The following is a 14,357-nucleotide window of genomic DNA, read 5'->3' as shown; positions in this document are numbered from 1 at the left end:
GCAGCGTTATTCAAAGCGCTTTGGGAGTTGGTTACATCCTCTTGATAGGTTTGTTGGGCTTGTTGTTGTTCTTGTTCTTGTTGTTGGGCTTGCGCTTGTTGTATCGCTTGCTTTAATCCCTCTTGTTCAGCGTTAAAAGTCTTTTCTTCGTTTTGTAAGGTTTGTTCATCTTGTTGTTCTTTATCTTGCGCTTGATTGAAAGCTTGTTCGTTAAAGCCTGTGGTGGAGTTGGCTAATTGTTTGATTTGAGCTAAATCTTTTTCTAACGCTTGTTCATCTTGAGCGATTTGTTGGTTAGTGTTTTCTAAATTCTGAGCGTCTGTAGCGATAGCGGTGTTTTTATTCTTGGTGTAGTCTGTATCGCTATTTGCGATCTTATTATCACTAGCAGCGTTATTCAAAGTGCTCTGTGAATCACTCAAGTCTTGTTGGTAGGTTTTTTGGGCTTGTTGTTGTAAATCGTCTCCTAAAAATTGGGTAATAATGGATTGGTTGTTAAAGGTTTCTTGTAAGGTTTCATCTTGCCCGTTAATGTCAAAGGTTACATCATAAGTGTTATTGCCCACTCCAACATGGCTAATGGCTTTATCGCCCTTATAGTTGATTAGATCCCACAAATAGCTTTGATAAACCCCATACTGGATCGCCCCGTTTGTAGTGAGAATATCATAGGTTTGATTATTATTAAGGGTTTGATTGAGGTTAAAGATCGCACCAGAATTAAAAGACACACTGCCTTTAAGGCTAGCAAAAGGCGAACTTGAATTTAAAGTGTTAGCGCCTGAGAAACTCACCTTATTCGTATTAAAGCTATAAGTCCCTTGATTGAAGGTGTCGTTATTAAAGCTGGTATTGTCATTAAAATTATAAGTGCCTTGATTGAAATTGCTGTTTTCAAAAGTGGATTGGGCGCTATTAAAGTGATAAGTCCCTTGATTGAAACTACTATTACCAAAGCTTGAACTTGCGCTGTTACTAAAGTGATAAGTGCCTTGATTGAAGCTCGTTTGATTGAAAGAGATAACGCTATTATTGTTATTACCGCTGAAATTAAAGCCCCCATCAGTGTCATCTTTAAAGCTAGAGCCACTGACCTTGATATTAGAGCCTTTAAAATCCATATAGGATTTTTGTGTCCCTGCATCGTTATTATCAAAACTCGCTTGATTGATAGTGATATTGTTAGCCGCGTTAAAATTGAGCGTGACCCCACCACCATCAGCGTATGAGTTTCCGGTTGTTAAATGGCTAGAATCAAAATTAATCGTTTGAGCGTCATAAGTGCCTGTGATATAGCCGACATCACCTCCATTAATACCTGTGCCTCCAAAGCGGATATTCCCTCCCACATTAAGCGTGCCACCATTGAATTTTTGCGTGAAACTAGCCCCACCAGCGCTATAAGTGGTAAGGGTGTTCAAATAATAAGTCCCAGAGCCTTGAGCGCTACTAAAAAGACAATAGGAGTTGTGCGTGGGTGAATTAGGACCGCTTTCAATATTGTCCTGATAATTCCAAGACGACCATGACCAATAACGGCATTCGTTAGCCCTTAGGTGGGATAATCCCCCTAACGCTCCTATCAATAAAACCGAAACTTTTAAAAAAGATTTGTTGCGATTAGAGAGCTTTTTAATGGATTTTGTTTTTTTATGGCATTTTAAGGGCTTTTCACACTTTAAGATTTGATTCAATTTGAAAATTTTCTTTGAGATCTTATTTAATTTGAAAGATCCCTTTGAAATAAACTTGGAAATCAATCTAGCCTTTTTAAACGCCATTTAAAACTCCAATCGTTTTTATTAAATCCCACATTATACAATTTGATGTTAAACAAACTCAAAAAGATTCGCAAAATGACTTAATAATGATACACAAATTGCGCCATATCCACCAAACGATTAGAATACCCCCATTCATTATCATACCACCCCATGATTTTGACCATATTCTCTAGCGTGAAAGTCAAATCAGGCGCGATGATAACGCTATGCGGATTAGAAATGAAATCAGAACTCACCCTTTCTTTTAAATCTATTTCTAACACGCCTTTTAAAACCCCTTTGGAAGCTTCAATCAATAAATCATTAATGGGATCTTTAGGGGCCTTTTTTTCTAAAAACAAACTCAAATCTATCATGGACACATCAAGGCTAGGCACCCTCACGCTATGCCCATGCATTTTGTTTTTGAGGTTGGGTAAAACTTTATGCAAAGCTAGAGCGGCTTTAGTGGTGGTGGGGATAATGTTGCTTGCGGCCGCTCTGGAGCGCCGTTTGTCCAAAGGGTGGGCCAAATCAATGAGTTTTTGATCGCTCGTATAACTATGAATGGTCGTTAGCATGCCCTCTTTAATATTAAAAGCTTTATCTAAGATAGCGCAAATGGGTGCGATAGCGTTAGTCGTGCAAGAGGCGTTAGAAACAATGGCTTGGTTTTGATAGCAAAAATGATTGACCCCATACACTAAAGTGGGGTATTGTTTTTCATCGTATTCGCCTATGAAGGGAGCGGATAACAGAACCTTTTTAGCCCCAAGCAAAAGGTAATTTTCTAGCGTTTTAGGCTCTAAAAACTTCCCTGAACACTCTATGATAACATCCACGCCTTTCAAGTCTTTGATGCTATTAAAAACAGGGATTTCTAACGAGCCGATAATAAGCTTACCATTAGAGTAACGCGCCTCTTTAAAAAGCAACCCATGCACGCTGTCATGCTCTAAAAGATAAGCCAGGATTTCCCAGTTAGCAGGGTCATTGATGCCTACCACTTCTAGTTGTGGGTTTGTATCATTGCGCTCTAAAATCGCTCTTAAAACGCATCTCCCAATGCGGCCAAATCCATTGATAAAAATTTTCATCGTAACTATTATCCTATTTTCAGACTTCAATTTCAATTTTATGGGGTTTTGTTTGGTATTTTACTACATTTTGCGCTATTATATTGGACCTAGCTGTAGGGTTAATTAAAATTATTTATTGAGTTGAAATTCAAGGAGTAAAACATGGCATTGTATGACAGAGCGAATTCTCGTAATGTGTATGCAGAAGATTCTTTATTGCATGAAAGCGAGCTGGTAAGTTTTGTTAAAACGACTTACAAGTTCTTTGCGGGCAGTTTGTTATTAGCGACTATTGGGGCGTTACTGGGTTTAATGAACTTTCAAGCCGTAGTGCAGTATAAATGGGTGTTTTTTATCGCTGAAATTGCGGCGTTTTTTGGTTTGATGTTTTCTAAATCCAAACCCGGGTTGAATCTATTCATGCTGTTTGCCTTCACTTCATTATCAGGGGTTACTTTGGTGCCTTTGTTGGGTATGGTGATTGCAAAAGCTGGTTTAGGGGCGGTTTGGCAAGCTTTGGGCATGACAACCATTGTTTTTGGTTTGATGAGCGTGTATGCCCTTAAAACTAAAAACGATCTAGCGAATATGGGTAAAATGCTCTTTATCGCTTTGATTGTGGTGGTGGTGTGTTCGCTCATTAACTTGTTTTTGGGTAGCCCCATGTTCCAAGTCGTCATTGCGGGAGCGAGTGCGGTTTTATTCAGTCTTTACATCGCTTATGACACCCAAAATATTGTTAAAGGCATGTATGATAGCCCCATTGATGCGGCGGTGAGCTTGTATTTAGACTTTTTGAATGTCTTCATTTCCATCTTGCAAATCATTGGTATTTTTTCAGACAGAGACAAATAGTTTGAAAAAATAGGGGGGGATACCACGCAAAAACCTAATAAAAAATATTTTAAAACTAATAACACTTCATTTTATATTCTTTTTTTTAAGGATTAGTTATGCCTAAACGCACCGATATTTCCAACATTCTCCTGATAGGATCAGGCCCTATTGTGATTGGGCAAGCTTGTGAGTTTGACTATTCAGGGACTCAAAGTTGTAAAACCTTAAAATCTTTAGGTTACAGAGTGATTTTAATCAATTCTAACCCAGCCACCGTGATGACTGACCCTGAATTTTCTCATCAAACCTATATCCAACCCATCACTGGAGAAAACATCGCCGCTATCATCAAAAAAGAAAAGATTGACGCTATTTTGCCCACAATGGGCGGGCAAACCGCTTTAAATGCGGTCATGCAGATGCATCAAAAGGGCATGTTAGAAGGCGTGGAGCTTTTAGGGGCTAAGATTGAAGCGATTAAAAAAGGCGAAGACAGGCAGGCTTTCAAAGAAGCGATGTTAAAAATCGGGATGGATTTGCCTAAAGGGCGTTACGCTTATAACGAGTTAGAAGCCCTAGAAGCCATTAATGAAATTGGCTTTCCAGCCATTATCAGAGCGAGTTTCACTCTGGCTGGGGGGGGGAGTGGGGTCGCTTACAATATTGAAGAGTTTCAAGAATTGGCTAAAAACGCCCTGGACGCTTCGCCCATTAATGAAATTTTGATTGAAGAGTCCTTGTTGGGGTGGAAAGAATACGAAATGGAAGTCATACGAGACAGCAAGGATAATTGCATCATTGTGTGCTGCATTGAAAACATTGACCCCATGGGCGTTCATACCGGCGATAGCATCACCATCGCTCCAAGCCTAACCTTAACCGATAAAGAATACCAACGCATGCGCGATGCGAGCTTTGCGATTTTAAGAGAAATTGGCGTGGATACGGGCGGGAGTAATGTGCAATTTGCGATCCACCCAGAGACTTTAAGAATGGTTGTGATTGAAATGAACCCACGAGTGAGTCGCAGCTCCGCATTAGCTTCAAAAGCGACCGGGTTTCCCATTGCAAAAGTCGCTACCATGCTTGCGGTGGGTTTTAGCTTAGATGAAATTAAAAACGATATTACCAACACCCCGGCGAGTTTTGAACCTAGTTTGGATTATATCGTGGTGAAAATCCCTCGCTTTGCGTTTGAAAAATTTGCCGGTGTTTCTAGCACTTTAGGGACTTCTATGAAAAGCATTGGCGAAGTGATGGCGATAGGGGGGAATTTCTTAGAAGCCTTACAAAAAGCGTTATGCTCTTTGGAAAACAATTGGCTAGGGTTTGAATCGTTAAGCAAAGATTTAGAAGCGATCAAAAAGGAAATCCGCCGGCCCAATCCCAAACGCTTGCTCTATATCGCTGACGCGTTCAGGCTCGGCGTCTCTGTTGATGAAGTGTTTGAATTGTGCCAGATTGACAGGTGGTTTTTATCTCAAATCCAAGAACTAGTCAAAGCAGAAGAGGGTATCAATTCTAGCGTTTTAACGGACGCCAAAAAATTAAGAGGGCTTAAAAATTTAGGCTTTAGCGATGCCAGGATTGCCGCTAAAATCAAAGAAAATGAAAATTTAGAGGTGAGTCCTTTTGAAGTGGAATTAGCCAGAATGCATTTACAAATTGCACCCAATTTTGAAGAAGTGGACACTTGCGCGGCGGAGTTTTTATCGCTCACGCCTTATTTGTATTCCACCTATGCCCCTAACCCTTTGCCCCCTATTGAAAACAAACAAGAAAAGAAAGAAAAGAAAATCCTAATCATAGGCTCTGGGCCTAATCGCATCGGTCAAGGCATTGAATTTGATTATTGCTGCGTGCATGCGAGCTTTGCTTTAAAAGATTTAAACATTAAAAGCGTCATGCTCAATTGCAATCCAGAAACTGTGAGCACGGATTATGATACCAGCGACACGCTCTATTTTGAACCCATTCATTTTGAGTGCGTGAAAAGCATCATTCAAAGGGAGCGCGTGGATGGCATTATCGTGCATTTTGGGGGACAAACCCCTTTAAAACTCGCTAAAGATCTAGCCAAAATGCAAGCCCCCATTATTGGCACGCCTTTTAAGGTGATTGATATTGCAGAAGATAGAGAAAAATTTTCTCTCTTTTTAAAAGAGCTTGACATTAAGCAGCCTGAAAACGGCATGGCTAAAAGCGTTGATGAAGCTTATAGCATCGCTAATGTGATTGGTTTCCCTATTATCGTGCGCCCTAGTTATGTGCTAGGCGGCCAACACATGCAAATTTTAGAAAATATTGAAGAACTGCGCCATTATTTAGAAAGCGTTACGCATTCTTTAGAGATTAGCCCTAAAAATCCGCTCCTCATTGATAAGTTTCTAGAAAAAGCGGTGGAATTAGATGTGGATGTTATTTGCGATAAAAAAGAGGTCTATATTGCCGGCATTTTACAGCATATTGAAGAGGCGGGTATCCATTCAGGCGATTCGGCATGCTTTATCCCTTCCACTTTAAGCCCTGAAATTTTAGATGAAATTGAGCGAGTGAGCGCGAAAATCGCTCTGCATTTGGGCGTAGTAGGGCTATTGAATATCCAATTTGCCGTGTATCAAAATTCGCTGTATTTGATTGAAGTCAATCCCAGAGCCAGCCGAACCGTGCCTTTTTTAAGCAAAGCTTTAGGCGTTCCTTTAGCCAAAGTGGCGACTAGGGTTATGGTGCTAGAAGACTTGAAAGAAGCCTTGAAGTTTTATGATAAAAAAAATATCGTAGAGTATTCTAATGGCGTTTATAAGCCTAAAATGCCCCATTTTGTGGCTTTAAAAGAAGCGGTTTTCCCTTTTAATAAACTTTATGGATCGGATTTGATTTTGGGGCCTGAGATGAAAAGCACCGGCGAAGTGATGGGGATTGCTAGATCTTTAGGGTTGGCTTTTTTCAAGGCTCAAACGGCTTGCTTTAACCCCATTAAAAACAAGGGGCTTATTTTTGTTTCTATTAAAGATAAGGATAAAGAAGAAGCGTGCGTTTTAATGAAGCGATTGGTTCAGTTAGGCTTTGAATTGTGCGCCACAGAAGGCACGCATAAAGCTTTGGAAAAAGCTGGGGTGAAATCTTTGAAAGTGCTTAAAATCTCTGAAGGCCGCCCCAATATCATGGATTTAATGATGAATGGGGAAATCAGCATGGCTATCAACACCAGCGATCACAAATCTCAAGATGACGCCAAACTCATACGCGCTTCTGTGCTTAAAAACCATGTGAGTTATTTCACGACTTTAAGCGCGATAGAAGTCTTACTTTTAGCGTTAGAAGAAAGCTCTCAAAAAGACGAGTTGTTAGCCTTACAAGACTATTTAAAGTAGCTTGATGGCGTTAGTGTATCTCGTTCAAAGCGATACCACTATCGGACTGCTTTCTAAAGACAGCGAAAAACTCAACGCCTTAAAAGGCCGCCCTAAAAACCAAAGCGTTTTAATAGAAAGCGCTGATTTTAGCACCCTAAAAAGCCTAGTGCGCGCGCCCAACGCTTTTAAAAACCTCATTAGAAGAAGCGCTAAAACCACTTTTATTTACCCTAATTCTAAAGCCGTTCGTGTGATTAGGGGCAGGCATGGGGATTTTTTAAAGCGTTTTAAAACGCTCTATAGCACCTCAGCCAACCTCACCCAATGCGCTTATGATAAAGAAATCGCTTCCAATCTCGCTGATGTGATTGTGAGCGATGAAAGGGGTTTGTTTGAAAGTGGTAGTTCTAAAATATTCAAACTTTATAAAAATAAAAAAGTGAGAATAAGATAAAATTACCCTTTATTATTTCGCATTCTGCGCACTTTGAAAGGGGTTTTTGTGGGATTTTTCTAAAAGTTTATCATTTGTTTATCAAAAATGGCTAGCTCTTTTAAGGCGATTGTAATATTTTTTTGATTATAATAACACCTTTATTTTTTAAGAGAAATTATTATCATATTTAGGATTTTAAGAATGAATGACAAGCGTTTTAGGAAGTATTGTAGTTTTTCTATTTTTTTGTCCTTATTAGGCATGTTTGAATTAGAGGCTAAAGAAGAAGAAGAAAAGAAGAAAGACAGAAAGAAAAAAGATAAAGAAAAGAACGCCCAACACACTCTGGGTAAGGTTACCACTCAAGCGGCTAAAATCTTTAATTACAACAACCAGACAACCATTTCAAGTAAGGAATTAGAAAGAAGGCAAGCCAACCAAATCAGCGACATGTTTAGAAGAAACCCCAATATCAATGTGGGCGGTGGTGCGGTGATAGTGCAAAAAATTTATGTGCGCGGTATTGAAGACAGATTGGCTAGGGTTACGGTGGATGGCGCGGCGCAAATGGGCGCAAGCTATGGGCATCAAGGCAATACGATCATTGACCCTGGAATGCTCAAAAGCGTGGTGGTTACTAAGGGGGCGGCTCAAGCGAGCGCGGGGCCTATGGCTTTGATTGGCGCGATTAAAATGGAGACTAAGAGTGCTAGCGATTTTATCCCTAAAGGTAAAGACTACGCTATAAGTGGGGCTGCCACTTTTTTGACCAACTTTGGGGATCGAGAAACCGTGATGGGCGCTTATCGTAACCATCATTTTGATGCGCTTTTGTATTACACGCATCAAAATATTTTTTATTATCGTGATGGGGATAATGCGATGAAAAATCTTTTTGACCCTAAAGCGGAGAATAAAGTTACAGCAAGTCCTAGCGAGCAAAACAATGTGATGGCTAAGATCAATGGTTATTTGAGCGAAAGGGATACCTTAACGCTCAGTTATAACATGACCAGAGATAACGCTAACCGCCCTTTAAGAGCGAATTTTACAGGCACTTTTTTACCCTATTCTTGCGGTGATTTTAACGCTTTCCCTAACGAGAAAAACCCTAGCGATTGTTTGTTTGAAAATGACGCTAGTTTGTTTAAAACTTATAGCGTCAATTTGGTGCATAATGTGAGTTTGAACTATGAAAGAGAAGAGGGGAGTCGCTTTGGCGATCCTAAATTAAAAATCAATGGTTATACCAGTATTAGGAATGTCCAAATTGATCCGCTTTTTAGGCCTAGCGATATAGCGGCTATCATTCCTTTCACCCCAAACCCAAAACTTAGCGAAGAAAATGAATGCGTGGCGCAAGGGGGTATTTATGACGCTCTTAAACAAACTTGCTCTATCACTTTTAAAAGCCTTGGAGGGGGTTCTGTGGTGGCTAATAAAAATTTATTCATCATCAATTCCGGGTTTAATGCGAACGTGATCCACACCATAGACCACAAGAATGACAATCTTTTGGAATACGGGTTGAATTACCAGAATTTAACCACTTTTGATAAAGCGATCCCTAATAGCGAATTAGTCAAACCGGGCGATGCCCCTGACGCATGCTTAAGGGTTATGGGCCCTAATGATCCCAACATGAACGGGCGTTGCCAACGAAATGGTGCTACGGCGAATGTGGTTGGGGTGTATGCGCAAGCGAATTACACCTTGCATCCTAACTTTAGGGGCAGGGACTCGTTATGATGTCTATACTTTAGTGGATAAAGACTGGCAATTGCACATAACCCAAGGGTTTAGCCCTAGCGCGGCTTTAAATGTCTCGCCTTTAGAAAATTTGAATTTCAGGCTTTCTTATGCGTATGTAACCAGAGGCCCTATGCCTGGAGGTTTGGTGTGGATGCGTCAAGACAATTTGCGCTACAACCGCAATTTAAAGCCAGAAATTGGGCAAAATGTGGAATTTAACACCGAATACAGCAGTGAGTATTTTGATTTCAGGGCTGCCGGTTTTGTCCAATTGATTTCTAATTACATCAATCAATTTTCTTCAACGCTTTTTGTAACCAACTTGCCCGCGCAAGATATTATTTATGTGCCTGGTTATGAAGTTTCAGGGACGGCTAAATACAAGGGCTTTTCTTTAGGCTTGAGCGTGGCGCGATCATGGCCTTCTTTAAAGGGGCGTTTGATCGCTGATGTGTATGAATTGGCGGCTACAACCGGCAATGTGTTTATTTTAACGGCAAGCTATAAAATCCCACGCACCGGCCTTAGCATCACTTGGCTTTCACGCTTTGTTACCGATCTAGATTATTGCTCTTATAGCCCTTATCGTAACGGCCCTACGGATATTGACAGACGGCCTAGCAATTGCCCTAAAACCCCCGGGATTTTTCATGTGCATAAGCCGGGTTATGGGGTGAGCAGTTTTTTTATCACTTATAAGCCCACTTATAAAAAACTCAAAGGGTTGAGCCTGAACGCGGTGTTTAACAATGTTTTTAACCAACAATATATTGATCAAGCAAGCCCGGTGATGAGCCCTGATGAACCCAATCAAGACAAATACGCAAGGGGTATGGCAGAGCCTGGCTTTAACGCTAGATTTGAAATTTCTTATAAGTTTTAAAATTTGAGCGCGTGGGGGGCTATTTTCTTTCAAGCGGTTAAAAAAGTGAAGAAATAAAAACGCCCGCGCAAAAACAAAAAAAGAGGGTTAAAAGAAGCGAGAATTTCATGGGTAATGAGTCCAATCAAAAATAACGCATTCTTTAGAAGTAACAAATATATGATTTTAATCCTTTAATTTTAAACCAATTGACAATGAATGGTTATTTTTTGTAAAATAGGGTTGTGGATTTTAATTAATATTTTAACTTCATGCCATTTTTTTTTTTTTGATTATAATTATAATCTCAACAAAAAAGATCATACAATTAAAATTAGGGAGAGTTTAGTGAGGCAAGAAAAGTATTTTTTGACTTCTTCTTTATCGCTTTTATCGTTTTTATTATATCCTATAGAAGCTTTTGATTATCGGTTTAGCGGTCGTGTGGAGAACTTTTCTAAGATTGGTTTTAACAATTCTCAAATCAATACTAAAAAAGGGATTTATCCTACTGAAAGTTTTATAGATATTGTAACTTTAGCGCAAGTCAAAGTCAATTTACTCCCTAAAGGCACCGAAAACCATAGGCTCTCTGTCTCTTTGGGTGGGGCGATTGCAGCCATTCCTTATGATAAGACTAAGAACGATATTAACCAGGCTAACGGGAAGATTTTTGGCTCAATTGTAGAGAATTTCATTGGGGGCTATCATGGATACTTTTTCAATAAATATCTTGGCCCTGCTTATGCGGGGACTTCTCAATCAGCGAGCTATCATGCAAGGCCTTATGTGGTGGATACCGCTTTTTTACGATACGATTACAAAGATGTTTTTGGGTTTAAAGCGGGGCGTTATGAAGCGAATATTGATTTTATGAGCGGTTCGAATCAAGGGTGGGAAGTGTATTATCAGCCCTATAAGACTGAAACGCAAAGGTTAAGATTTTGGTGGTGGAGTTCTTGGGGTAGGGGTTTAGCGTTCAACTCTTGGATTTATGAGTTTTTTGCAACCGTGCCTTATTTGAAAAAGGGAGGCAACCCTAGTAACAGCAATGATTTTATCAATTACGGCTGGCATGGGATCACCACGACTTATTCTTATAAAGGTTTAGACGCTCAATTTTTTTATTATTTTGCGCCTAAGACTTATAACGCTCCTGGTTTTAAACTGGTTTATGACACGAATAGGAATTTTGAAAATGTGGGCTTTCGCTCTCAAAGCATGATCATGACGACCTTCCCTTTATATTATAGAGGGTGGTATAACCCAGAGACAAAAACTTATAGCTTAGAAGACAGCACGCCCCATGGCTCGTTGTTAGGGAGAAATGGCGTTACTTTAAACATCCGTCAGGTTTTTTGGTGGGATAATTTTAACTGGTCCATTGGCTTTTATAACACCTTTGGCAATTCAGACGCTTTTTTAGGATCTCACACGATGCCAAGGGGTAATAACACTTCCTATATCGGTAATGAAATTTCAGTAACGACCAGGCATGCCGGAATGATTGGCTATGATTTTTGGGATAATACGGCTTATGATGGGCTGGCTGATGCGATCACTAATGCGAACACTTTCACTTTTTACACTTCTGTTGGAGGGATCCACAAGCGTTTTGCATGGCATGTTTTTGGGCGTATCTCTCATGCGAATAAGAATGCGTTAGGGCAAGTGGGGAGGGCTAATGAATATTCCGTGCAATTCAATGCGAGCTATGCATTCACTGAATCCATTCTCCTTAACTTTAGGATCACTTATTATGGGGCAAGGATCAATAAAGGCTATCAAGCAGGGTATTTTGGAGCGCCCAAGTTTAATAATCCTGATGGCGATTTCAGCGCGAATTACCAAGACAGAAGTTATATGATGACCAATCTCACGCTCAAGTTTTGATTTCCAATCGCAGCAAGTTAAAAACACTCCAAGGCATTTTTTAAAAAGTATAAAAGACTTTGTGCAAAGCTAGTTTTGTGAAGTGCCCAAACGCTAAAGCGATTGGGCTTCCTAGGCTGGTGTTGGGGGAGAGTTTGGTTCTTGTTCTGTGTCCCTAATGGATTTTACAAAGCTTGATCTCCAACGCATTCGCTCTATCATATCTTATAAAGGCATAACTTTGCACGCTTCCTGCGCTAGATAAATGTATGGGGGTGTTATATTGCAAATTAGTGGCATTCACCCCAAACACTAAAGATGTTTAGGATTTCTGCTTGGGGGTTTTAAAAGCGGTTTTTTTTGGGTTAGGGGGGTTTAGTTTTGGGGGGGTTTCAAAATACTTCCTATCCCCTTAAAAAACGAGTTTTACCATAAAATTTAGAACCACAAAACAAAGTTTTTAAACCACAGAAATCCTAAACGCCTTTAGCGTTTGATCACCTTTACCATTAAAGCCGTTCTTGGGGGATAATCTCAATATTTGACAACATTTGATAAATATTTTGGGTTGTTTTTCTAAGTATAAAAATTTTGAAGTGCTAAAGCTTTTTAAAAGTTTTTAATCAAGCGTTTTAAAATCTCAATAAGAGCGTTAAGCTTTTTGTGAGTGCTAGCTTTTAATCAAGCGTTCTTAGGGGGTCAATTCCATTATTTGATTATTGGATAAGGGTTTTTGGGTTTGTTTTTAAAGTGGGGGGTTAGAGAGTTTAATCAAAGCCTATAAAAAGGCCTTGAGCTTTTTTAGAAGGCGTAGCCATAGACCCAATACACGCTATAAGGGCGGAAGTATTTCACTTCAGCGCCGCCAGCTTTATAATAAGTGTTATAAATCGTAGGGATTTGCACACCGATTTCTATAGAATGCTGGTTATGGCTTTTCAAGTCTTTTTTCAAGATACCAAAGTTCATGCGTAAGCCCAAGTCAAACAAGAATTGGAATTTCGTCGCTGTAGGTCTGCTCGCAAGCTGAGGGCTGTTTCTTAGCGTGCTGATGTAAGTATCCCCTGCGAGTTGGATCCCCCCAAAGAAGCCCGCATTAAGACTTCGGCTGCCAAAAGAGCGGCTAAACACATTGTAAAGCACATCAGTCCCCACCCCATAAGTGAGCAAATTGACTTGATTGTAAGTAGGGCCATTACCCACGCCCGCGCCATTATAGCTGAAGAAGCCGTAGTAGCGTAAGCCCACATTCTTGTTTTCTCCAAAGAATTGCTTATAACCGATTTTAGTGATAAACCCGTTAAACGCATTCACTTGAGAGCTGTTACCGGCAGCGAAATTCCCAAGCCATGGGTTAGCTTTAAGCTCGTTATTCAAAGCGCTAACTTTAGCCAAAGTGTTTGTGGTGTTGTTTAATAGTTGGGTAGAGCGCGCTTGATCAATATTCCCACCATAGCTCACTTGATAGCCTGTTGAATTGCTGATGTTAGCGTTGTTGGCTAGCGTTAAAGCGTTTTGAGAATTATTGACGATATTTTGCACCAAGCTAGTGAATTCCTTAGCGCTCAAATCGTTCCCAGCGTTAGCGGAGTTGAAAACATGTTGTGCTAAAGCGGCATCCAAAAACGCTGCGGCAGCCCCGCTATCACCGCTTGGCCCCATAGTGATTGAAGCTTGCTTTAGGATATAAGCGATTTGTTGAGCGGTAACACCATTCCCGTAAGCTTGATTAGTGTTATTTTGAAAAATCCCACCCGCTTGGTTATTGGCGTTTAAGAACGAGTTCATGTAAGTCAAATAAACGCTAACGGTGTTAAGCTCACTGAGCTGGTTGGAGAGGTTCTGGCTCGTGGTGTTGTTGTTGCCTTGAAAGATATTCTTGCTGATGTTTTGACTCAAAGTTTTGATAGAGCCAATCATTTCGTTATAAAGAGCCAGGTTACCTTGGAAACAAGGACTATTGCTAGTAGCAGCGGCTGCGGTCGCACCACCACTACCACTATTAGTAGCACCACATTGATGGATATTGCTAGTGTTCAAAGTAGGATACAAATCAATCAAATTGCCTAATTGGTTCATAAAGAGATTGCCCAAAGTCCCAGCGACATTGCCTCCTGTGCCTGCAATATTGATATTGGTGTTGTTTGTCGTATTAGAGTTTAACAAGCCTGCTAATTCTTCGGCCTTGATTTTACCCGGGTTTTTCACTTGTTGGACCACCTGACCTAATTCATACCCAAAGGTCATAAAGCCCCCATCTTCTTCAGCGCCCACTGGATTGAAGCTCAAGCTTAACGCTAGGCTTAAAGGGGCTAAGAATCTTACTTTTTGAGATTGTGTCATTAAATTTTCCTTAATCATTTTGAATGGCTTTAAATTTTGTTTCATGTTTGTCTCTTC

At 40.2% G+C, this 14,357-nt stretch carries 7 protein-coding genes and 2 pseudogenes; 6 read left to right on the top strand and 3 right to left on the bottom strand.

Annotated elements, in window-relative coordinates; genetic code table 11:
• Together QU01_RS06975 and gap are read right to left on the bottom strand one after the other, a co-directional pair.
• Nucleotides 1–1,781: vacuolating cytotoxin domain-containing protein (locus QU01_RS06975; protein ID WP_033763562.1), on the bottom strand; the 1,781-nt coding region annotated here is incomplete at its 3' end.
• Between the two features lie 80 nt (nt 1,782–1,861).
• Nucleotides 1,862–2,860, bottom strand: a complete 999-nt coding sequence (gene gap / locus QU01_RS06970; RefSeq protein ID WP_033763111.1) for a type I glyceraldehyde-3-phosphate dehydrogenase — start codon at nt 2,858–2,860, stop codon at nt 1,862–1,864.
• Nucleotides 2,861–3,004: 144 nt separating this feature from the next.
• Between gap and QU01_RS06965 the strand changes: the two genes are divergently transcribed.
• The 6 genes and pseudogenes from QU01_RS06965 to QU01_RS08515 all read left to right on the top strand — a co-directional run bounded on the left by QU01_RS06965 (nt 3,005) and on the right by QU01_RS08515 (nt 12,283).
• Nucleotides 3,005–3,697, top strand: coding sequence for a Bax inhibitor-1/YccA family protein (locus QU01_RS06965; RefSeq protein ID WP_033763108.1), 693 nt, complete (start codon nt 3,005–3,007; stop codon nt 3,695–3,697).
• Between the two features lie 98 nt (nt 3,698–3,795).
• Complete coding sequence (carB, locus tag QU01_RS06960; RefSeq protein ID WP_033763105.1) at nt 3,796–7,053, top strand: carbamoyl-phosphate synthase large subunit; 3,258 nt, start codon at nt 3,796–3,798, stop codon at nt 7,051–7,053.
• A gap of 4 nt (nt 7,054–7,057) precedes the next feature.
• The gene (locus QU01_RS06955; RefSeq protein WP_033763102.1) at nt 7,058–7,489 is read left to right on the top strand and encodes a Sua5 YciO YrdC YwlC family protein; all 432 of its coding nucleotides are present in this window, start codon (nt 7,058–7,060) and stop codon (nt 7,487–7,489) included.
• A 183-nt stretch (nt 7,490–7,672) separates the two neighbouring features.
• Nucleotides 7,673–10,106: pseudogene (locus tag QU01_RS06950) on the top strand (TonB-dependent receptor domain-containing protein).
• A 327-nt stretch (nt 10,107–10,433) separates the two neighbouring features.
• Nucleotides 10,434–11,978, top strand: a complete 1,545-nt coding sequence (gene hofG / locus QU01_RS06940) for an outer membrane beta-barrel protein HofG (RefSeq protein WP_033763121.1) — start codon at nt 10,434–10,436, stop codon at nt 11,976–11,978.
• 157 nt (nt 11,979–12,135) lie between these two features.
• Nucleotides 12,136–12,283, top strand: a pseudogene (locus tag QU01_RS08515) (SsrA-binding protein).
• 475 nt (nt 12,284–12,758) lie between these two features.
• Here the strand turns inward: QU01_RS08515 and alpB are convergent.
• Nucleotides 12,759–14,345: a Hop family adhesin AlpB gene (gene alpB / locus QU01_RS06935; RefSeq protein ID WP_033763096.1), complete on the bottom strand. Its 1,587-nt coding sequence runs from the start codon at nt 14,343–14,345 to the stop codon at nt 12,759–12,761.
• Nucleotides 14,346–14,357: the final 12 nt, after the last annotated feature.

This window comes from Helicobacter pylori SA221C (assembly GCF_000476855.1).
In the GTDB taxonomy this organism is placed as follows: Bacteria; Campylobacterota; Campylobacteria; order Campylobacterales; family Helicobacteraceae; genus Helicobacter; species Helicobacter pylori_DK.
Note: the sequence above shows the minus strand (reverse complement) of the source record. Positions and strands in the feature narration are given on the sequence as shown.